Source organism: Sphingomonas sp. UYAg733 (assembly GCF_054057355.1).
In genome coordinates, this window is sequence record NZ_JBSRZE010000024.1 from 1 (window position 1) to 21,568 (window position 21,568).

Genomic DNA, 21,568 nt, shown 5'->3' on the forward strand with positions numbered 1-21,568 from the left:
CTTCGTCATCTGATCTCCTGTTCGGCAGCCACACTGGCCACCTTCAGGCAGAAACTCCACTTAAACGCTCTGTCCAAAATCCCCGAGCCACCTCTGTTACGCTTTGGCAATTACCGGATCGAAGCTGATCGTCGAGCGGATCTCCAGCGTGTCCGGGCCGACCGACATCGGGCAGACTACACCGGGCATCGCGGTCACGTCGAACAATTCGGTGATGAATCCCTCAAGTTTGACCCATTCGACGATATCGCCGGAAGCGAGATTAACGATCAGAACGCCGCACCAGGGTTCCGCGTCGCGCTCGTTCATCGCGTCATCCAGCGCAAGGCCGGCAAAGGTGCCGTTGCGTGGCTTCGACACCGTGACCAGAGCGTGTCCATTATGGATCGACATTCCGCGCAGGAAGCCCGGGCAGAAGGCGATGTCGGTACGCTCGCCGGTCTTCGGGTCGATCCGGATGATCTGTCCCCGGCCTGAATCGAGCGTCAGGACGCTGTCTCCATAGACTCGTGGGCTGTGCGGCATCGACAACTGATCGGTCACCACGCGGTCGGTCTCGACCTCTATCAGCACACCACCCTCGTGACGCCGCTCGCGCCAGCCGGTCACGATGTCGCTGCGGCTGACGGCGGTGACATAACGGGGCTTGCCGTCGACCACCGCCATGCCATTAAGATGGCAGCGGTCTTCGGGCGCAAGCTTTGAAATGAATTTGGGTTTCCACAGCGGCCGGAAACTGTGGTTGAGGTCGAGCGTCGCCAGGCAGCTATATTTCGTGTTGACGAAGATCACACGCCCGGCAGAGTCCGTGCCGACTTCATGCACATCGACATCGCCCGTGGTCTGCGCGTTGCGCGGCACCAGCACCATGTCGAAGCTCTTGTTGCCCAGTTCCCCCGGCCGCAGGATATTCTCCAGACGCCAGATCTGATGCAGCGCGCCAAGATACAGTCGACCGGGCTGGTAACAGACGCCCATCGCGCGGATGAAGCTCTGCTGGTTGAACGAAACCGTGCCGTTCGGCGCCACACCCACCAGAAATAGCTGACCGGTTTGATATGAGGTGAATGCGAAGCTCAGCTTGTTGCTGCGAAGCCAGTCGGCAAAACCGCGCGATACCGATATATTTGTATTGGGCTGCTTCGAACCGGGCGCTGCGGGTTTCTTCGCGGTATCGGCGGAGAGGGCGGATGCGAGGGTGGGGGCGTCTGGGGCCACGCCGGCGGTGGGGTTGCTCATGACGGATTCCAATTCATTGGCCGTTACCTGCGGAAAAATGGGCCCGCGACGTGGAAGCCGCGAGCCCATTCACTAGGGTCTGAGCCCTACATATCCAAATTCTCAGAACTTGATGCGGATACCGGCGCGACCACCGCCACCCTTATAATCGTCGCCATATTCGCCATGTGCTTCGATGAAGCCGGTGACCCCGCCGGCGGTCACGATGTTGATGCCCAGCGTGCCCTGGCCATAGGTGCCAAGGCGATCGTTGGAGAAGGCGATGGTCTGTGCTCCGCTGGTGAAGCGCACCTGATCGTCACCCTTGAACTCGTGCACCGCCGCAGCACCGGCATAGAATACCAGTTTGGACGTTTCGCTCAGGCCGGTCGAACCACCGATCCGCGCGCCGGCCTTGCCGCGCAACCCGGTGAAGTTATCGAAGTCGAAGCTGCCGCCAAGCGTGCCGTAATCCTTGACGTCGGTGCTGGTATAGGCGGCACTGATTGCTGGCTCGAAGAAGAAGCTGTCCGAACCAACCCGGAAGCCGGTTTCGAGCTTGCCGCCCCAGGTATTGGCCGAGGTGTCGAGGTTGAAGCCGGCAAAATTGCCGCGCGTGTTGATCCACGCATGATCATATTTGGCGAGGCCATTGATGAAGAAGCCGCCGGCCTGATAGGCGCCATAGACCGTGCCGTTGACGGCTTCGATATCGAAGCGATCCCCATAGCCGCGGAAGTTCATCGTCGAGCTCAGATAACCACCCGAGACACCGATGCTGAAGCCGCCATCGTCGCTGGCCGACCCCAGCACATCGACGCCGATCTGGCCGCCAAATGCATCCTGCTTGTAGCCGAGATCGACATTGTTCTGGGCCAGGCCGTTGAAGGAGAAGTTACCCGTTTCATCGCGCGTATTGACCTCTCCGAACATCTGTAGCCACACCCGCCCGGTCGAATCGGAGGTTGGCGTGCCCCAGCCCGCGTCGCGGCCGGCCGACATATGCGCGGTAACCGCGTCACCGGAACGGTTCCACACGGATGCCAGACCTTCGCCCAGTTTCGCCTGGCGATAGACCGTGGCGCTTGGCGCGCTGATCAGCTGATAGGCCAGAGCGGTTGGGTTGTAGGCCACGCCAAACTGGATCAGGCCAATGTTTTGCGATCCAGCGCCGAGAGTGAAGGCGGTTGGCGAGGATGCGGTGGTCGCCTGGACGATCGTCGTGGCCGGGATCAGGATCGCCGGCGCATTGAGCGGCGCGAGCACCACGGATGTGCTGCCCGTCGCAGTCGTCAGGTTCAGGCGATCCACCGTCGCCGTCGTCGTGCCGAAGGCGATGTCCAGCCCAAGCGTTGCTGCACCGGAACCCGCATAATTGGCGATCGTCAGCGTGTCGCCCGCACGACCGTTACGCAGGTCGACCAGGCCGGAGTTCGCGAAGCTTTCCAGTCCGAGCAGCGACACCGCTTGCGTAGCTGCGGCGGTGCCGAGGCGGACGGTACCGGTGTTGGTCAGCGTATCGCTGCCGGCGCCGAAATCACTGTTGCCGATCAGGGTGAAGGTACCGGTATTGGTCAACCGATCGGCATTGCCGGTCAGCAACAGGCGGCCAGTCAAATTGCCATTGTTGTTGATCGTTGCCGCGCCGCCCGATGCCTGTATGGCATAGCCGGTGCCGCCGGTGATCGACCCATTGTTGGTGATGAATGTGCCATTCAACGACGAGACCGTCACCGCATTGGTGCCGCCCTGTACCGACCCTGCCGAGCCGACAGTAAGACGCGCGATACCATCGAGCGCGGGGTCGCCCACAGGGGCACCGCCGCCACCGCCGCCGCCGCTGGCGATGATGTTGATCGCCGTGCCGCTGTTCGAACGAACCGATCCGGTCACGTTGACATTGGCGCCACCGCCAAAGCCGAACGCCCTAATCGCGGTCGATCCGACACCCGATACCTGGACCGATCCGGCATTGACGATGGCATCTCCGCCGAAGCTGGCGGCGTTGACGCCGTTCGCGTTCGCACCCGTGGTCGACACGGTGCCTGCCGTCACAGCGACGCTGTAGAAGCCGCCGGCGTTGATGCCGATCGCGTTATCGCCTGTCGTACGGACCGTGCCTGCGGTGACCGTGACACCGGCCGAAGCATAGGCATCGATGCCGCCGCTGAACTGGCCGGCAGTGGTGACGTTGCCCGTGGCGATGTTGATCTCGCCGTAATAGGTTCGCGCGATGATGCCGGTCGAGAAGTCGCCCGTGGTCGTGACGGACCCGGTCCCGGTGACCGTAACGTCGCCATAGATCGTCTGGATATCGATGCCGTCCGAATCCTCACCAGCGGTAATGATTGCGCCGGCGTTGTTTACCGATCCGGCGCCTATCGCATAGATGTTGACGCCGTCCGAGGCGTAGCCGCTGGTCCGCACCGTGCCGGCAACCGTGACCGAGGCATCATAAGCAGCCTGAGCGCGAACCCCGATCGAGTTGTCGCCTGTGTTCGTGACATTTCCGACGGTGATGTCGGTGTTACCGGCATTGATCGCGATGCCGAACACGCCGTCCGACGAATAGCCCGATGTCGACACATTGTCGGCCGTGATGGCGACGTTGCCGAAATAGGATGCGCCAACGATGCCGGGCGAATAATCGCCCGTCGTGCTGACCGTGCCTTCATCGACGGTGACGTCGCCGAAGATGCTGACGGCATAGACACCGGCCGCATTATAGCCGGTCGTGGCGACCGATGTGCCGGTGACGCTGACATCGTAAAGGCCAATTGCGGCCACACCGAAGGACTGTTCCCCGGTCGTCGTGATCGCGCCATGCGTGATCGCAATATTGCCGCCGTTCATCGCGGAGGCATCGATGCCATCGGCGAAATCGCCGGCGGTATCGACTGCACCGACGTTCACGGTAATGTCGCCGGCCGTATACAGCGCGTTTGCGGTTTCCGCATGGACGCCATCGGCACCCGCTTCGCTGGTCGCGATATCACCCTGTGTAATGTCAATATTGCCGGTCAGGCTATAGGCGTCGATGCCGGTGCTGGTCGAAGAGACTGATCCAGTACCGGTGACAGTAACGTCGCCATAGGCGATTGCGCTGACGCCGCCGCTGCCGGCACCGGTGGTCGTGATGGAGCCGTTGTTCGCAACATCGGCGGCTCCGCCAATCGCGTAGACTGAAACACCGGTTGAGTTGGCGCCGGCCGTGGACACATCGCCATTCACATTGGCAGCGGCATTGTAACCATAGATCGCAATGCCGGCCGAATTGTCGCCTGTCGTCGATACATTGTTGACCGTCGCGGTGGCATCGCCAACGCCGTAGAATGAGCCCGCATAGACACCGGTCGAATTTGCGCCCGCAGTCGAAACCGTGCCGGTCGAAATAGCTGAAGCGTTGCCGAAATAGCTGATGGCTACGACACCGCTTGAGCCGTCACCGGTCGTGGTCACATCGCCCAAGGTTACGTCAACATCGCCAATGACCGAGCGCGCCAGGATACCGGTCGAGTTCGCGCCGTTGGTCGTCACCGACCCTGCTCCGTCGACGACGGAGCCATAAATGCCGGTCGCGACAACGCCGATGCTGTTATCGCCCGACGTGCTGATGGAGCCATTGTTGGTCACCGTCGCGACACCGTTATAAGCAAAGACTTCGACCCCGCGCGACGCGGTTCCCTCCGTCGATACGTCGCCATTGACCGTGACGCTCGCGTTATAGCCATAGGCATAAACTGCGGGGGACGAATCGCCGGTGGCCGAGACGTCATTGACGGTGATGTTGGCGTCGCCGCCGCCATAGGATTTTACGAAGACACCGTTTGAGTCTACGCCACTGGTCGAGATCGCGCCGGTCGAGACGAACGTCGCGCCACCCGCGCCGGTGCTGAACATCACCGCGCCATAGCTGTAATCGCCGGACGTCGTGATGTTATCGACCGTCAGCGACGCAGTGTCGCCCTGCACGACCGCGCCATTCGAAGCGAAGCCATTGGTCGTAATATCGCCGGCCGTCACCGTCACCGCCGCATCGGTCCCGAACGAAACGGCACGAATGCCGTTGGAATAATCGGCTTCGGTCGAAACGGTATCCACAGCGATATCGATCGAGCCGCCCCGCGCGCGAACGCTGATGGCGTCGGATCCGATACCGGCGACGCTGCCGCCCGTCGTCGCGACGGTCCCGGCATCGATCGTCACATTGCCGTTGCCAGCATAGGCGTAGATACCGCCGACATAATAGCCATTTGCAGTGACCGAACCGGCGGTGATGTCGATGTCGCCGGCATAGGCATTGACGCTGATGCCGAGCGAGCTGTTGCCGTTCGTCACGATCGAGGTGGCGTCGATCGTGATGTCGCCCGTGTTGCTGACCGCATTGATCCCCTGCGAGGCGCGGCCATCGGTCACGATGCTGTCGGTGTTGATCGTCAGGTCACCGTAATTGGTGTTGCCGATCACGCCGGTTGCGCCGACTCCGGTAACGGAAATGCTGGTGTTGCCGAACGAGTTGAGCGTCGCCGAGCCATCGTTGAAGCCGAAGATCGCCACGCCGGTGTTGGGCCCGCTGTTGATCGCCACACCGTCGCCAAGGTTCACGGTCAGGTCATAGACCGGCGCGGTCGGATCGAGGCCGGGATCGTCAGCGGGATCGACCGGCGGGGTCGAATAGGTGATGCCGTTGGGGAAGGGGTTGCCCGCGGCCGTGCAGGTTACCGTACCGAGAGTCGTTACGCCGCATTCGTTATCGGCGAATGCCGGTGCTGCGATAAATGCGCTCGCAGCGACACCGGCCAGCGCCGTGCCCGTCAGCAATTTGCGCGCAATGCTCCGCCCGCCGCGTGAAAACGTCTTCATGGTCGGAAAGCCCCTTTTCGTACCCTGTTACGGTTATGTGTATCAGTAATAAATCACTCGTCAACATGGACTTAGAGGACTTTTCTGCATAAATGATCGGGCCGGCCTGCAGTGTTCGTGGGGTTTGTGGGCGACGATCCTGCCGCCTTGCGGAAATGCTCGGCACCGGCGCAGAATGGTCGGATCAAAGAAATCGAGGTTCTGGTAATGCTGTCATTGCTTCTGTTCGCCACCGCCATGGACCTGCCGGCAGGCCCGGCTATGGCCAAGGCCGCGCCCGCGTCGAAGGCTTCCGCTCCGGCGTCGGCGGCGTCGCTATTCACTATGGTCCTGCAGCATATGTCCTCCGAGGGGCGTCCGCTATTTCAGCGCTATCTGAATCAGACATTATTGCCTCAGGCACGTGCCGACGGCGAAGCTGAAAAGCAATATCGTGTGGCGTTGCAAAGCGTCGTCGCCGCGCCGACGCTCGATGTCGACGCCGCCGCGCGATTGATCGACCAGCGCCGGCAAGCCGAGGCAGCAGCGACGGCGTCGATCCGTATGTCGGCCTTCGCCATGATCAAATCCTTGCCCCCAGCCGACCGAAAGCTTGCCTTGACCGCGATCTTTGCCGATGCGCGAGGGGCGGCCAAAAAGCCTGTCGTGGCGCCAGCGGGCAAGAAGTAACCTGCCTCGCGGTCTCACGGGGACGAAGTGTACAGATAAGTTGGTCGGCGAAAGCAGGTTCGGACCGTCGGGTTCGGGGCGTCGAGCCTCGCCCGTGCCAATCGCTGCAATGGTCGGGGCGATAGGATTCGAACCTACGACCCCTGGACCCCGAGACCAGTGCGCTACCAGACTGCGCCACGCCCCGACACATTGCAGGGGCGAGCGCGTAGCGGGGCGACGTTCGCCGATCAAGTTAAAAGTGGCCGGTGGGGCGATCGATGGCCGGGCCGCCGACAAGGCGGTGCCCCGGCGTGCGTTACGGTCGTTCGCCGGTTCCCGACCATGCGGCCGGTGCATGAATACCGGCGACCCGAGGGCGACGTAACGGCGTGCTTCGGGAAGCTCGCGCTATAGTTTTTGAGATCGATGATCTGACGCCGAATATCGCCGTCAGCGCGGACCTCTCACCGGCGGGCGCCGCAACTATCCCCGGATTATAACCGAGCGCTGCCCGGGCAAATCATCCGCTGCGCAAACCTGTGTGGACGTCTGGTCGTGATCGCCGCACGATCAAGTCCAGGCACCCCTGGACCGACCGCCAATTGCGTCAGGACCGCGCCACCAATCTCAAGACCAAAGGCCTAGACAAGCAACCCGCCACGCTCCAGCTCGGCCATGCTCGTGCCTGATCGGTCCTCCGGCGTTTCGGCGGTCCTGACCCAGTCGATCAGTTCGGCCATCCCGGTTTCGAAATCGTGTTTCGGCGCGAAGCCGAACGCCCGCTTGATCCCGGATATGTCGGCGAAGCAGTGGCGGATGTCGCCGACGCGATAGCGGCCGAGAATCTCCGGCGCGATATTCTTGCCGAGCAGGCGGGCGAGCGTATGCGCGATCTCGCGTACGGTGATCGCATCGCCGCTGCCGACGTTGAACGCGTCCCAGATCCGCGCCTCGCTTTCCAGCACCGTCGCAAAGGCTTCGGCAACATCGCCGACATGAATGAAATCGCGCCGTTGTTCGCCGTCCTCGAAGATCATCGGCGGTGAATCATTGAGCAATCGCGCGATGAAGATCGCCGCGACTCCGGTATAGGGATTGCCGAGTGCCTGGCGCGAACCATAGGCGTTGAACAGGCGCAGCGCGACGGTCGGGATGTCGAGCGCGCGGCCGACGATCAGGAACATCTCTTCATGATCGCGCTTGTTGATGGCATAGATCGACCCGGGCTGGAGCGGTTTGTTCTCGGCAGTCGCGACAGGACGCAATTTTTCGCCATCGGCGACCAATTCCCATTGTTGCGCCTTGAGTTGTTCGCCCGGCCGCGGCAGCGGCGTGACGAGTTCATCGGTCGCGGTGTTGCGATAGGCCCCTTCGCCATAGATCGACATCGAGGACGCCACCGCGATCCGTTCGACCACATGTTCACCGCGGCTCAGCACCTGCAGCATGGTGGCGGCGCCCATGGCGTTGTTGCGGGTATAGTCGACGATGTCGGTCATGCTCTGCCCGACCCCGACCGAGGCGGCGAGATGGACGAGATGGGTCACGCCGTCCAGCGCCTCGGCAAACACCGCCTCGTCAAGCACCGTGCCGTGGATGCGCCGCGCGGCGGGATTGAGATAGGTCGGCCAGCCCTGATCATCGACCGGCGTATCGGCATGGACCTGCGGCAGCAGCGCGTCGAGCACCGTCACCTCATAGCCGCGCTCGAGCAGCGTGTCGGTCAGGTGCGAGCCGATAAAGCCGGCGCCCCCCGTGATCAGTGCATGTTTACCGGTCATCAAGCGTGTTCTTCCTCAATTGCCTTGCGGCGCACGAGCCGTGCGTTGGCGTTGATTTTTTCGGTGCGTTCCCAGACGAGGCCGCCGTCCTTGCGGTACATGCGCCAGCCGATCCACAGCGGTGCGATCCAGATCAGCCCCCAGATCAGCAGCGCGAGCGGGTTGCAGCGCACCAGATAGCGCAGCCGGTCGCGCCGACGCTCCAACACCAGTGCGGTACGGATCCAGATCGAGCGATAGAGCAGGACGAGCGACAACAGCCAGGCCAAGACGTTCGCCGAGGACAGGATGATCGTCCAAAGAGGCAGCGGGCCCGTTCCAGACAGCAAACGCCACATCGCCCAGGCGCCGACCGACAGGCCGATCGGGTTGATACAATAACTGAGGCAGGGAAGGAAGATCATCCACGCCTTCACCCGGTCGCGCCACGAATAGCCGAGCGCCCTTAGCGGCGCGTCGAGGCTCTGGAAAAACCCCGCCACCCAGCGTTTGCGTTGCGTGATGCCGTGGGCGAAGGTCGAGGGCACCTCCTCGATCAGCGGATTTTCGATATAGCCGAGCCTTTTGCCATTGGCCCAGAAACGCAAGCCCACTTCGGGGTCTTCGATCGTGATCCACGGGTGAAAACCGCCTAGCGCAACGAGATCCGACGCGCGAAAGAACAGGCCCTTTCCCAGCACCCAGAAGGGCTGGCGGCCATGCGCGGTCAGATGTTGGTACTTGCGGCCGTCCCAGGCCATATGGTCGAAGGCATGCCAGCTTGCCGCCAGCGTGTCATTGAGATTGCCCGCGATATTGCTTGCCTGGAGCACGTCGAAACGGCGCATGCCGATCGCCGCCGCGATCAGATGGTCGGGCGGGGGGCAACTGTCGGCGTCGATATAATTGACCAGGAAATCGTCCGCGCCGCGTTCCCGATCGGCGAGCGTGTAGAATGCGTAGATCAGCTGACGGGTCTTTTTGGGCGGCAGATCGCGCTCACCAGCGCGTGGGCCGTCGTGCCACCAATAGGCCTTGGGATTGTGCGACCAGGCGTCCCACACCACCGACCATGATGGATCGCTGGTTGCGGGGATTTCCATAACCTCGAGAAAATCGAATTCGGCCTGTAACCGGCGCAGGCTGGCGATGGTTTCCCGGTCGCTGGCATTGGGGATCGACACGACGCGGAACCGGTCCGCCGGATAACGCAGCTGGCGCAGGCTGATGAAGGTGGTGCGCATCGTCCCTTCGAGTTCACGCAGCACCGGATAGAACAGCACGATATTCGGATAGTCCTCAGCTCGCAGAAGCCGCTCTTCCGCCATATCGACGCGGTCCACCGGCAAACGGAAAATATATATATCGACGGCAAAGGCGGCCGCGTAGAGCAACTGCGTGCCGATGAAAATCAGGCACAACAGGCTGGTCCAGGGGTCGGCGAAATCTACCATCATGCTTGGACGATCGCCGCCACGACGACGCGCCCGCGACGGTGAAGACGCAGCTTTCCATAGCATTCGCCGGCGGGCGATCGATCGCACGACGGCGATCCGAAACGCCCGGCCGGACCGGTGACGAGCATCTTCACATGCTACCCCTTGTCGCTCGTTTCCTGTCCCGGCCGTGGCTTTTTCACCGAAGGACGGAACGACCATGCGGCGATCGCGATGGCCGCAAGCAAGCCTGCGATTGCCATCAATAGGCGGCGGTTCGCGTCCCACCATGGCAGGGTGTCGGGCCTGACGATGGCCGGCACCAGGCGCTTGCGCACGGTCGATATCGGCGTGACCACGCCGTCGGCGGCAATCAGCGCCACGTTGCCCTGATCTAGCCAAATGGTTTGCGGCACGCCCGATTTGGCCGGACGTATCCACAGGATAACTCGTCCGCCGGACTCGAATAGTTGCGCGACTGTCGATTCCCCGGCGTCCGGCAGATCGAAGTCGGCCTCTCCATCGGCCGATGTGAGCATCAGCCGCCCATCCAGCGTTCCGAGCGGCGGCGTTGCGCCCGGCGGCGGTGCGTCGGCGATGAGAATATATGGGCCCGCATCCGGAATTCGACCCCATGAAACACTGATCGGCACCGTCCTGTCGAGCAGCCCGGCAACGACCTTTGCGGCAAGCGGAAGTGCGCCTGGCCCAGGTACAACGACGGTCACGCCGTCATGGCTGGCCCGCGCGAAATCGTGGAAATCGCGGGCCGGTCCGGCAGCGCGCAAGCGTACTTCGCTGGAGCCGAGCAACTGCGCGGGCCATCCGCGCGGGGTATCGCCGCAATCGTCGCGCCGGCCTCGAGTGATCCGCACCGCGACGCCGTTCAGGCTATGCGTCGACCCCTCCGGTATCGGTACGTCAAGCCGTGTTCGTCCAGATCGATCGAGCGGCGCGCTGCCCAGCATTATGTCGTTGAACCACGCCGAAATGCTATCGGCCGGATCGATCGGGACTGCGGCGACGTCGATCGCCAGCCCCGCGATCGTCTGCGCCATGGGCAGCCGCGATGCCGGGATGGCGAACGACCATCCGCCCTCGCCAGCGATCGAGGTTGCCCCCAGATCGGCACCAAGGTCGGCGAAGGTGAGCGTGTCGGATCGGTGCGGTCGTATCGTCAGCCGATCGATCTGCGACCCGGCCAGCCATCCCGGTTTGCCGGAGAACGCTGCGCGAGCACTGGCGGCAGGGTCTTTTCCGCCGAGCATCAGCACCGCAGTGCCGTTATCGCGGGTTGCGCGCAGGGCTGGACCGCCCTCGCCGGCAATCTCGACATAGCTCACCAGGCCGGTTGGGCGTGACAGCGAAAGCCGGCCTCCGCCACGTGCCGCGATCACCGTCAACGCGGCCGCGGCCTGGGCGGTACTCGGACGTGCCGGGACCATGATCGTCGGCTCATTGCCGATCAACGCGGCGACTGTGGCGATCGGCAGCACGGCATCCCGCGCGATGCCAAGCACGAGTCCGCCGCCGGGATCGAGATGCAGATGATCGGCCGCAGCGCGTCGATCGTAGCACCGGTTGGGTGTTGCCGCGCCGCTATAGATCAGGGTCAGAGGCAAGACGCCGCCGTCGATTGCGTCGGCCGGGATCGGAATGTCGATCGTTCCGTTCGCATCGATCGCCGCTGTGCCCAACACCCTGTTGCGCGTCAGGATGGTTAATCGTCGCGCGACCGGGATGGCGGCGACCGACTGGAACGGTAGCACCAGCCGGAGCGAATAGGATCGCAGGCCGGCCGGCACCTGGAAAAACAGTTCCTGCCGTCCTTCCAGTCCAGAAAAATCGATACCCTGACGAAAGCCTAACGACGCGAGCGCCACCGTCGGCGTGGCGATGGCCGCGCTGTCGATCGGTTGGGCGAGCGGCTGCCCGTTTGCAAGGTCAGCCAGCAATATCAGAGGTATAGTGAAAGTTGCAACGCTTGCAATTGACCAACGCGAACGGTTTGTCGCCATATTATATTCGTCCCCCTTCGGCGCGAAACCGTCAGTCCGATCGATCCGCATTAACCAGTAACGATTCAGCAGCCATTTTGGTGCAATCGGTCAATGCTGCAGTGCGGAAGCGGGACCAGTCATGCGCGAAACGCGGCCAGATGAACCGCTGCGTGCAATGGCAGTCGAGCCATGGTCTATCGCGACCTTGTGAATCCACACCATCGATCCGATGCGCAAGAAATTAATGATATGCCGAAGAACGAAGAGATTAAGGCCGTTGCCGGCCGCTGTTTCATGTCATTCTTGGGGATGAAACTGCGACTCGGCATCATCGACGAACTCACCGCATCTGATATTTTGTTATGTTATTCGTTGCACCAATCCCGGCGCGGTCGCGACGACATTCAAGGCGTTGATGATTACATTCCGCGTGGTCTTCCCAATCGCACGTTCGGGGGAGGGCGGGCCCGCCCAGCCTCTTCCAATAATTGTGACGCGCTCCTAGAATCTCACCCACAGCCCGGTGTAAATGCCGCGCTCGCGCAGCGCATTGCGGCCCGACACCGTAGCCAAGCCGCCGAGTTGCAATGAGACGCGATCGCTCAGGTCGTAAACGCCGCCGGCATAGATGTTGCTGTAACGATAGGAAGGAAAGATGTTTCGCCCGCGGCCGTCCGACCATGTGTTGTAGGAATTGGCGATGAACATGAGCCGCTTGGTCGCATGGACGCCGAATGTGACGTCGGAATGGATTTCGTTGGGCTGATCGCCCGCGCGATAGCGATAGCCGCCATCGGCGCTGATAAAGGCATCGGTCTTGCCGATCTTGAACCCATATCCGACCTGCGCGCGGGCGTCATATTGGGGGTCGGTGCTGCCGATCTGGGCGACCACGTCACGACGTTTGACGCCAGGGATAAAAGCGGTGCCCTGCAAGGAAAATACAAGGCCGTTCCGGTCGAGCAGCTTATAGCGCGCGCCCAATTCAGTGTAGCCAAGGCCCGTCGAGCTATCGCCATTCTCGACCGTGACGCGCCGCAGGCTTGGCGCGAGCAACAATGTCAGATCGTCGGTAAGGCCGTATTCGGCCTGAAAATAGGCCTGATACTGGTCGTAAACCGGTGCATTCCGGGCGTCGCCATTGCCGTCGAATGTCTTGTCGGCGTGGGAATAAATCGCGGTAACAATGACGCGGCCGTCGCCGGCGGGCATCGTCCACGGGCCGGCCTGCGCCTCGGCCGAGGCGAACACGGCAAGAAATGCCGGCAATAGGCGGAGCCACAGCCCTGGATTCATTCGCGTAGCCTTTTCCCGCCGTGACATGTGCCTGACAACACAGCTAAACCGACAAGGTGCCTGACATCCCGCATCCCTACGATGATCCGAGCATATTGCACAGACGAGTTGCGCGACACGCGGGATTTTCTCGACGCGCGGTGCTCGCCGGCATTGCGGCGATACCGGTCGCCGCTGCTCCTGCCATCGCCGCCGCCGGCCTGCAGGAAATCGCCGGTCGCGCGAGGATGCTGTTCGGCGCGGCGGTTCGGGCGGAGGCGCTGCGATCCGATGCTGCGTATCGCGCTGCGGTCGCCGCCAATTGTGGCGTCGTCACGCCCGAACTGGGACTGAAATGGGCATGGGTCGAGCCGGAGCGGGGCAAGCTGGATTTTCGGGCGGCCGACCAGATTGCGAGTTTTGCGAGCGCGACCGGCAAGACGATGCACGGCCACGCTCTTTTGTGGCATCAAAGCATTCCCGGCTGGGCGCGCCAGGCGCTGGCCGAAAAACCCGATTGGATGATCGTGCGTCGTTTCCTGTCGTCGGTCATGCCGCGCTACTCTGCGGTGACGCGGACGTGGGACGTGGTCAACGAACCGATGGACATGGGGCACCGGATGGATGGCCTGCGCCCGTCGCTGTTCCTGCAAATATTCGGGCCGGATTATATCCGCCGCGCACTGGAGGACGCGCGCACCATCGCGCCGAACGCAAAGCTGTTCATCAACGAATATGGGCTCGATTATGACCTTCCCTGGCAGACGGACAGGCGCTACCTGTTGCTCAAGCTGCTCGAGCGTCTGAAAAAGGCCGACGTTCCCCTCGACGGTGTCGGCATCCAGGCGCACCTCGATCTCGCCAATCAGACGCGGTTCGACGAGAAGATTCTACGCGATTTCCTCAACGAGCTTGGCGGGCTTGGGCTGCAAGTGCGGATCAGTGAACTGGACGTGAAGGAAGCGGATCCAACCCTGCCGATCGCCGAGCGGGATCGTCGCGTGGCGGAGGCGGTGCGCGCCTATCTCGACGTCGCACTCGACAATCCCGCTATGGGCAGCCTCACCTGCTGGGGGCTCAGCGATCGATATTCCTGGCTCGATGCGGCGGGCGGCGGCGGCGTCAATCGCGGACTGCCGCTCGACGCCGAATTCAACCCCAAGCCCCTTTATGCAGTAATCGGTACGGCGCTTGGTCGTCGCAAACTGGTAAACGCCTGAGCAACCACGCCTGATGCGGCCGCCTTAACAGCCTATGACGTAACGGAAATCCTTCACAACAGGGTTTCTGCGCAGCATCATGGACATTCGGGCGTCTCGGCGCGATCTTTTGGTGGCGATGTGTGCGCTGCCCCTGATCGCCGTCCCGACTTCGGTCGGACTGGCGGCCCGGCCCTTGGTCGATGCCCTGCCGCGGCAAGGCGACCGGGCGCGGCGTTTCGGTGCGGCGGTGCGCCCGGATCAACTCGTTGATGCCGGCTCGCTGCTCGATGCGATTATCGGCGAATGCGACCTGCTCGTGCCCGAATATCATGGGCAGTGGAGCGCGGTCGAATGGCGCCCCGGCGAACCGTGGTACGGCAATTATGATGCGATCACGGCCTTTGCCCGCGCACATGGCAAGCAGGTGCGGGGTCATTCGCTGATATGGGAACAGATGACGCCCGATTGGGCGCGCGCGGAGATGGCGGACGGGCGCGACTGGCACACGGTGGAGCGTCATTTCGCGTCTTTGCTGCCACGCTATCGCGGGGCGATCGGCGAATGGGTGGTGGTCAACGAGATGATCGACACCGAACATGGCCATCGCGGGATGCGCCGCACCAGTTTCCAGCGCGCATATGGCAATGATTATGTCCGTCGCGCACTCGAGACGGCGCGCGCGCTCGACCCCGACGCACGGTTGATGATCAACGATTACAGCCTGCTCTACGACAATCCGGTGGACGAGGCACGGCGCACCGCGTTGCTGCATCTGGTCGAGCGGCTGAAGCATGATGCGGTGCCGCTCGATGTGGTCGGACTTCAGGGGCATCTGGAACTTGCCAAGGGTTCGCTGCCGCAGCCTCGCATCGCGCGGTTCCTCGCCGAGTTGAAGGACATGCGAGTCGATATCGCCATCACCGAACTCGATGTGCTCGAAGCGGACCGATCGCTCCCGCTCGACACGCGCGACGGCAATGTCGCCGACGCGGTCGCGGCGCTGCTCGACGTGGCGCTCGATCAGCCGGCGGTAACCAGCGTGGTGGCTTGGGGGTTGAGCGATCGTCATAGCTGGCTGCAGGAACGATCGCCCAAAACCATCGCCGCGCTGGCCTGCACGCCGCTCGATTGCGGCCAGCTCAATCGCGGGTTGCTGTACGACGCAGCGATGGCGGCGAAGCCGATGCGCGACGTCGTCCGGCGAGTGACGGCCGCCTGACGATCGCGGCTGGAGCCGTTTCCATCGGGTTTCCGGGCGCGCGATGGGAAGAGCGACTTCGGCAAAGGCTCAGCCGTCGCCGTTTCGCGCGGCCATCATCGCATCGACATGGACGAACTTCTCGCGTGGCGCGCCGTCGCGGGCGGCGGCGACTTCGGCGGCTTCGATCTTCTGCCAGTCGCGAAAAGTGACGACCTCGACTCCGCGCTCGGTCAACAGGGCGTCGAGCCCGGCGCGGCCGGTCTTGCCCCCCGCCGCTTGACCGCCGCCAGCGAGGTCGGCGGCGATATTCTCCGCCGCGAGGAAACCGTCGGGACGGTTGGTGCCGATCGTGCCGGTCGGCCCGCGCCGTGCCCAGCCGACCGCGTAAAGGCCCGGTGCGATGCGGCCGTCCACATTGGCGAAGCGGCCGAGGCTTTCGTCATAAGGCACGCCCTCGATCGGCGGGGTGCGGTATCCAATGCAGCTGACCACCAGACTGGCAGGGATCGCATAGGTCTCGCCGGTGCCCGACGCGCGGCCCTCGGCATCGAGCGCGGTGCGTTCGACGATGATCCGTTCGGCCTTGCCGTCGCCTTCGATCCGCACCGGCATGGCGAAGAAATCGAACACGATTGCGATCGGCTTGTCCTGCGGGTGCGCGGCGAAGTCGCGCAGATGCGTGACCGATTTGCGCTGTCCCGGATCGAGCGCGGCATCCGTCTCGACCGACGGCAGATCGGCGGGGTCGACGTGCGGCGCGGCGCGCGAAAGATGGCCAAGCTCGCCCAGTTCCTTGGGCGTCATCGCGATCTGGTGCGGCCCGCGTCGGCCGAGCAAAGTGACGGTCTGCAACCGCGCTTCGCCGAGTTCGCCCAGCGCGTGTTCGACGATGTCCGAACCGATAAATTCGTCGCCAGTCTTGGCCAGGATCCGCGCCACGTCGAGCGCGACATTGCCATTGCCGACGACCACCGCGCCAGGCCCGTGCAGCGGCGGGCCGAGCACCGTGAAATCGGGATGGCCGTTATACCAGCCGACAAACGCCGCCGACCCGATCACGCCAGGCAAATCATCGCCCGGCACGCCGAGCGGCCGGTCGGACGGCGCGCCAGTCGCCAGCACGACCGCGTCGTACAGGCCGCGCAGCTCCTCGATTCTGACATCCTTGCCGACGCTGACATTGCCGACGAAGCGCACCGTGTCGGACAGCGCGACCGCTTCGTAACGGCGCGATACGCCCTTGATCGACTGATGATCGGGCGCGACGCCGGTGCGGATCAGACCATAGGGAACGGGCAGCCGGTCGATGATGTCGACGCGGACATCCGCGCCGAAAGTCTTCTGGCACCCCTCGGCCGTGTAATATCCTGCAGGCCCCGAACCGATGATCGCGATATGATGCACGTGACGCCGCTCCTCGCTCTTTTGCGTAATGCTAGGCGGGAAGCGGGGCGGGGGGAAGGTCCGAAAGACCGCGCGTAAAGTTCGGCTTGGCCTGCGAAAACCTATCCACAGTTGAAATCCCATTGATTAAGTGGAGATTGCGCCAATCAACGACATGATGGAATTGGCGATGCCCATAAACGACCTTGTCCTCGACCGAACGGAAAGCGCCGATACGATCGCGCCGATCGTGACCGGCCTGCGTGCCGCGCGCGACGACTGGCGCAAGGCGCATCAGCAATATGCCATAGCGGGGTCGGGGCGTTTTCCCGGCCGTACCGCGGTCGGCTTCATGCTCGAACATCTCGAAGCAGCTCTGTTCCCGCTGCGGCTCGGCCATTATGAAGGCACGACCGAAGATCTGTTCGTCGCGCTGCGGCTCGAACAGGCGCTGGCGATCCTGCGCGCCGAGGTGGATCGCGAACTGCGCTATTGGGAAGCGGAAAGCGCCGATGTTTTCGAGGCGGCACATGGCGAGACGATCGTCCGCCTGTTCGCCGCCGCGCTGCCCGAAATCCGCCGCCTGATTGACAGCGATATCGCCGCCGCGTTCCAGGGCGATCCCGCCGCGCGCAGCATCGATGAGATCCTGATCTGTTACCCGTGTGCGCTGGCGGTGATGTATCACCGGCTTGCGCATCAACTCTATCAGCTCGGCGCGCCGCTCGTCGCGCGGGTCATTTCCGAGATCGCCAATACCCGCACCGGGATCGACATTCATCCCGGCGCGACGATCGGGCCGAGCTTCTTCATCGATCATGGCACCGGCGTGGTGATCGGCGAGACCGCGATCATCGGCGCACGCGTGCGGCTCTACCAGCACGTCACGCTCGGCGCGCGGCGCTTGCCGGTCGAAGGCGGGGAGGCGGTGCGCGAACGCTTCGCCCGCCACCCGATCGTCGAGGACGATGTCGTGGTCTATGCCGGCGCGACGATCCTTGGCCGCGTGACGATCGGCGCCGGATCGACGATCGGCGGCAATGTCTGGGTAACCGACGACATTCCGCCGGGCAGCCTGGTGATGCAGCCGCCCGCCTTGCTGTTCGCACCCGGCCAGCCGCGCCTGCCGCTGTTCCCCGGCGACGATTGACGGGGCGATTGACGTAGGCGGGCGCCGGGCCGACATTTCATCCATAGGAGAGAGATAACGGCAACGGCGCTAAGCTTGAATCGGGCCTGATCGATCTCGGCCAGCCCTTGCCGGGCGCCGATGCCGAGATCGTCCGGGATGCTTGCTGGAGCGGGTGACGCACTAATTCCCTTCTCCCCTTGTGGGAGAAGGTGGCTGAGCGCAGTGAGGTCGGATGAGGGGGAGTGGGGTGCATGACACTCGCATCAGTCCCCCTCACCCTCCCATCGCAAGAGCGATGGGCCCCTCCCTCTCCCACAAGGGGAGAGGGAAGACGGCTCGACGTTGTACCAACACCGCACTATCGCCTCGTCGATGTCCCTGGTCGAGGCGATCGCCTCTCTCCTCATTGTCATCAACGTCGCGCTGGTCGCCCGCCGCAGCATCTGGAATTATGCGTTCGCGATCGCCGGGGTGCTGATCTACGCCTGGATATTCTTCCAGGCGAAGCTGTACAGCGACGCGCTGCTGCAGGGTTTTTTCCTGATGATCAATCTCTATGGCTGGCGGCATTGGTCGCAGTCCGCCGCGCGGGTGGGGGAGGTCCGGGTCGAGCGGATGCTGCCGGTCGATCGCGGGCGCTGGATCGGTGGTATCGTGGTGGCGACCGCGGCATGGGGCTGGCTGATGCACCGCTTCACCGACGCAGCCTTGCCCTGGCTCGATGCCGGAATCGCGATGGCCAGCATCGCCGCGCAAATCCTGTTGTCGCGGCAAAGAATCGAGAATTGGGTGTTGTGGATCGCAGTCGATATCGTCGCGATCGGCATGTACGCGTTGAAGGATCTGTGGGTGACATCCGCTTTATATATCGTGCTGCTCGCCGTCTCGATCTGGGGCCTGCGCGACTGGCGCCGTGCCGAACGGGGCCGTCCGGGCAAGGCTGGGGCATGACGCGCACGATCTGCCTTCACGGACCGGAGAGCACGGGCAAGTCCACGCTCGCCCCGCGTCTCGCGCGGCATTTGTCGGGTGCGGTGGTCGATGAATATGGCCGCACCTTCGCGGAGGCGCACGGCATCGATTTCACCATGGCCGATCTGGTCACGATCGCGCGAACGCATGACCGGCTGACCCGGGCGATGAACGGCATCGATTTGCTGATCCTCGACACCGATCCGCTGATGACCGCGGTATGGGCGGACATGCTGTTCGGGTATCGCGATCCGTGGTTCGATGCGTGGACCGGCACCGCCGATCTTTATCTGCTGTTCGATATCGATTTACCCTGGATCGAGGACGGCACGCGCATGTTCGGATCGGTGGCGGAGCGGCAGCGTTTCTTCGATCTGTCCCGGGCCGAGCTCGACCGGCGCGGGGTGCCGTGGGCGCTGGTGAAGGGCGAGGGGGAAGAGCGCTTTGCCAGTGCGCTGGCTGCGATCGAGGCGGCGGGGTTGGGTTAGGCCTTCTCCCCTCCCTTCATGGGAGGGGTAGGGGAGGGTGCGATCGCGTAGCGCAGCGCTCGGCGCGAAGCGTCGAACGGGGCATCGAGCCCCGCCCGCCGCTGAGACCCTCCCCCAACCCCTCCCATGAAGGGAGGGGGGCAAGAATGGGAAGGGAGTAAGAAAGGGGGAAGTAAGAAATGGAGGGGCGTTTTTCTACCGCTTGCTTGCCTTCCACGCCTTTACCGCATCGAGCGTGCCCTGGACGTGACCGGCGGGGTTCATCTGCGACAAAGTGAAGAGTATTTTGCCGTTGGGGGCGATGACGTATGAGGTGCGGTTGGTCATCGTTGCGCCGGCCTTGAGCGGGACGTCGTAGCCGGCGATCGTCGTGGCGCTGGCGACGCCGACCGGAAATTTGTTGCGGCATGCCTCGACCGAGAATTTGGCGAGCTTGTCGATCGGGTCGGCGGACAGGCCGATCAGCGTTGCCCCGTTCTTGTGGAATTCAGCCGCCGCTTCGGCGAATTCATGCGTTTCGATCGTGCAGCCTTGAGTGAAGGCGGCGGGGAAGAAATAGATCACCACCGGGCCCTTCTTCAGCGCCTTGGCCATCGCGAAATCGAACGACTTGCCGGCGAGCGCGGCCTTTGTGGTGAAGACCGGGGCCTTGGCGCCGACCGGCAGCGCCGCGGACGCGGGCAGGGCGATGGTCGCGGCGGCCAGGGCAATGGCGGGGGCGAAAAGTGCGGTGATGGATTTCATGGATTTACAACTCCGAACCGGCAGGGTGATACATGCTACGACCGGCAGCGTTGAATCACCATCCCGCGAAAACGGTTCGGCGTTGAATCAAATCCTCCCCGGCACGGGGAGGGGGACCAGCGAAGCTGGTGGAGGGGGTGAGCCGGAAGCGTATCGCTTGTGGAAGCCCCCCTCCACCACTTGCTGAAGGAGCAAATGGTCCCCCTCCCCGTGCCGGGGAGGAGTAGTTTTACTGCGAGGGGGCGAGCTTGGTGTTCATCACCCAGCCGACATTGTCGTTTTCGTCAGCGACTTCCCACCACAGGCCGTTCTGCTGACCGGTGGGATAGACAATCGAACCGACCGGCAGGGTGCGGATGATCGCGCCCTTGGGGTTTGCCGCACGCCGCATCGCGACCGGCCCTTGCGCGGTGAAGGTCTTGGCCGGCGCCGCTTGTGCGGTGCCTTCGTCGCCGGGGGTGATGTACCCCAGGCCAGTGACCAGTTTCGAATAGGCCTGGATGAACGACAGGGTCACGATGCGGCCGATATCGGTGCTTTCATAACCGCCGCCGATCCCGCCAACGCCGACGCCACCGCCGCCGAACACGCCGCCGACCGCGAAGCTGGTGTCGCGTTTCGCGGCATAGCCGTCCTCGACCGCGATCGTTTCTGTGGTGCGGACATTGGTCAGCGAGACGACCGTGTTCGCCTCCATCTTGCGCGACTTGAAGCCGCCGAGCAGGCCGCCGATCGGACCGCCCAGAATGGCACCCGCCGCGCCGGCGGCGCCATTGCCGCTGACATTGCTGTTCGCGCCCTGGATTTCAGCGACGAGGACATAGTCCGCCGCCTTGATCTGGCCCTGGCCGACGTTCGAACGGCGCTGCAGGCCGAGCCCTGCGCCGATGTCGCGTTCGCGCGTGGCGGCGTTAAGGCCGGTGCCGCGATCGACGATGTTGAAACAGCCCGAGCGCTGCACGAGAACGCGGAGCAGCTTTTGCGGCGGTGCCAGGCTGTTCTGCGTCCAGCCCGAGGGATCGTCGCCATCGGCGATCGACACAGTGCCGTGCTTGCGCGAGCAGCGCGGCACGTCGCTCATCGCCTGTTGCTGAAGCTGTTGGCCGTTCGAGGCCTTGGCCTGTTTCGGTTCCTTGCCGGCAAGTGCCGGTGTCGTGGTAATCAGCAGCATTGCTGCCCCGGCGAGCATTGTCTTTCCAGCCATCTGGCATCCCCTTTTGACAAAAAAAAATGATTCGCGCCC

15 protein-coding genes and 1 tRNA gene are annotated in these 21,568 nt (G+C 63.2%); 6 read left to right on the top strand and 10 right to left on the bottom strand.

The genetic code is table 11. From position 1 onward, the window contains the following. Window positions 1–96: 96 nt before the first annotated feature. Together ACVWZA_RS20800 and ACVWZA_RS20805 are read right to left on the bottom strand one after the other, a co-directional pair. The gene (locus tag ACVWZA_RS20800; RefSeq protein ID WP_457313354.1) at window positions 97–1,239 is read right to left on the bottom strand and encodes a TIGR03032 family protein; all 1,143 of its coding nucleotides are present in this window, start codon (window positions 1,237–1,239) and stop codon (window positions 97–99) included. A gap of 102 nt (window positions 1,240–1,341) precedes the next feature. Next, on the bottom strand, window positions 1,342–6,081 hold the full coding sequence (locus ACVWZA_RS20805; RefSeq protein ID WP_457313355.1) for a beta strand repeat-containing protein: 4,740 nt from the start codon (window positions 6,079–6,081) through the stop codon (window positions 1,342–1,344). Window positions 6,082–6,288: 207 nt separating this feature from the next. Here ACVWZA_RS20805 and ACVWZA_RS20810 point away from each other — a divergent pair, with 207 nt between their 5' ends. After that, window positions 6,289–6,750, top strand: a complete 462-nt coding sequence (locus ACVWZA_RS20810; RefSeq protein ID WP_457313356.1) for a hypothetical protein — start codon at window positions 6,289–6,291, stop codon at window positions 6,748–6,750. A 110-nt stretch (window positions 6,751–6,860) separates the two neighbouring features. On the opposite strand, the gene ACVWZA_RS20815 is transcribed toward ACVWZA_RS20810, so the two are convergent. From ACVWZA_RS20815 to ACVWZA_RS20835, 5 genes are all read right to left on the bottom strand, one after another. After that, window positions 6,861–6,937: transfer RNA gene (locus tag ACVWZA_RS20815), tRNA-Pro, on the bottom strand. A 436-nt stretch (window positions 6,938–7,373) separates the two neighbouring features. Beyond that, a complete protein-coding gene (locus ACVWZA_RS20820; protein WP_457313357.1) occupies window positions 7,374–8,513 on the bottom strand; it encodes an NAD-dependent epimerase/dehydratase family protein in 1,140 nt (379 codons plus the stop codon). Then, window positions 8,513–9,949 carry a glycosyltransferase family 2 protein gene (locus ACVWZA_RS20825; protein WP_457313358.1) on the bottom strand — a complete coding sequence of 479 codons (1,437 nt, stop codon included), beginning with the start codon at window positions 9,947–9,949 and terminating at the stop codon, window positions 8,513–8,515. The genes ACVWZA_RS20820 and ACVWZA_RS20825 overlap by 1 nt, the downstream gene beginning before the upstream one ends. Window positions 9,950–10,086: 137 nt before the next feature. Further along, window positions 10,087–11,883: a hypothetical protein gene (locus ACVWZA_RS20830; RefSeq protein ID WP_457313359.1), complete on the bottom strand. Its 1,797-nt coding sequence runs from the start codon at window positions 11,881–11,883 to the stop codon at window positions 10,087–10,089. 546 nt (window positions 11,884–12,429) lie between these two features. Next, window positions 12,430–13,224, bottom strand: a complete 795-nt coding sequence (locus ACVWZA_RS20835; protein ID WP_457313360.1) for a hypothetical protein — start codon at window positions 13,222–13,224, stop codon at window positions 12,430–12,432. Between the two features lie 140 nt (window positions 13,225–13,364). Here ACVWZA_RS20835 and ACVWZA_RS20840 point away from each other — a divergent pair, with 140 nt between their 5' ends. Beyond that, window positions 13,365–14,423 carry an endo-1,4-beta-xylanase gene (locus ACVWZA_RS20840; RefSeq protein WP_457313361.1) on the top strand — a complete coding sequence of 353 codons (1,059 nt, stop codon included), beginning with the start codon at window positions 13,365–13,367 and terminating at the stop codon, window positions 14,421–14,423. A 118-nt stretch (window positions 14,424–14,541) separates the two neighbouring features. After that, complete coding sequence (locus ACVWZA_RS20845) at window positions 14,542–15,624, top strand: endo-1,4-beta-xylanase (protein WP_457313387.1); 1,083 nt, start codon at window positions 14,542–14,544, stop codon at window positions 15,622–15,624. 69 nt (window positions 15,625–15,693) lie between these two features. On the opposite strand, the gene ACVWZA_RS20850 is transcribed toward ACVWZA_RS20845, so the two are convergent. Then, window positions 15,694–17,010, bottom strand: a complete 1,317-nt coding sequence (locus tag ACVWZA_RS20850) for an FAD-dependent oxidoreductase (protein ID WP_457313362.1) — start codon at window positions 17,008–17,010, stop codon at window positions 15,694–15,696. Between the two features lie 169 nt (window positions 17,011–17,179). On the opposite strand from ACVWZA_RS20850, the gene epsC reads away from it, so the two are divergent. From epsC to ACVWZA_RS20865, 3 genes are all read left to right on the top strand, one after another. Continuing rightward, on the top strand, window positions 17,180–18,139 hold the full coding sequence (gene epsC / locus ACVWZA_RS20855) for a serine O-acetyltransferase EpsC (RefSeq protein ID WP_457313363.1): 960 nt from the start codon (window positions 17,180–17,182) through the stop codon (window positions 18,137–18,139). 354 nt (window positions 18,140–18,493) lie between these two features. Beyond that, entirely contained in the window at window positions 18,494–19,072 is a 579-nt protein-coding gene (gene pnuC, locus ACVWZA_RS20860; RefSeq protein WP_457313364.1) for a nicotinamide riboside transporter PnuC, read from the top strand. After that, window positions 19,069–19,581, top strand: a complete 513-nt coding sequence (locus ACVWZA_RS20865) for an AAA family ATPase (RefSeq protein WP_457313365.1) — start codon at window positions 19,069–19,071, stop codon at window positions 19,579–19,581. The genes pnuC and ACVWZA_RS20865 overlap by 4 nt, the downstream gene beginning before the upstream one ends. Window positions 19,582–19,776: 195 nt before the next feature. Here the strand turns inward: ACVWZA_RS20865 and ACVWZA_RS20870 are convergent, their stop codons facing one another. Both ACVWZA_RS20870 and ACVWZA_RS20875 read right to left on the bottom strand, forming a co-directional pair. After that, window positions 19,777–20,325: a peroxiredoxin gene (locus ACVWZA_RS20870; RefSeq protein ID WP_457313366.1), complete on the bottom strand. Its 549-nt coding sequence runs from the start codon at window positions 20,323–20,325 to the stop codon at window positions 19,777–19,779. A 229-nt stretch (window positions 20,326–20,554) separates the two neighbouring features. Continuing rightward, window positions 20,555–21,529, bottom strand: a complete 975-nt coding sequence (locus tag ACVWZA_RS20875) for a CsgG/HfaB family protein (protein ID WP_457313367.1) — start codon at window positions 21,527–21,529, stop codon at window positions 20,555–20,557. Between the last annotated feature and the right edge of the window lie 39 nt (window positions 21,530–21,568).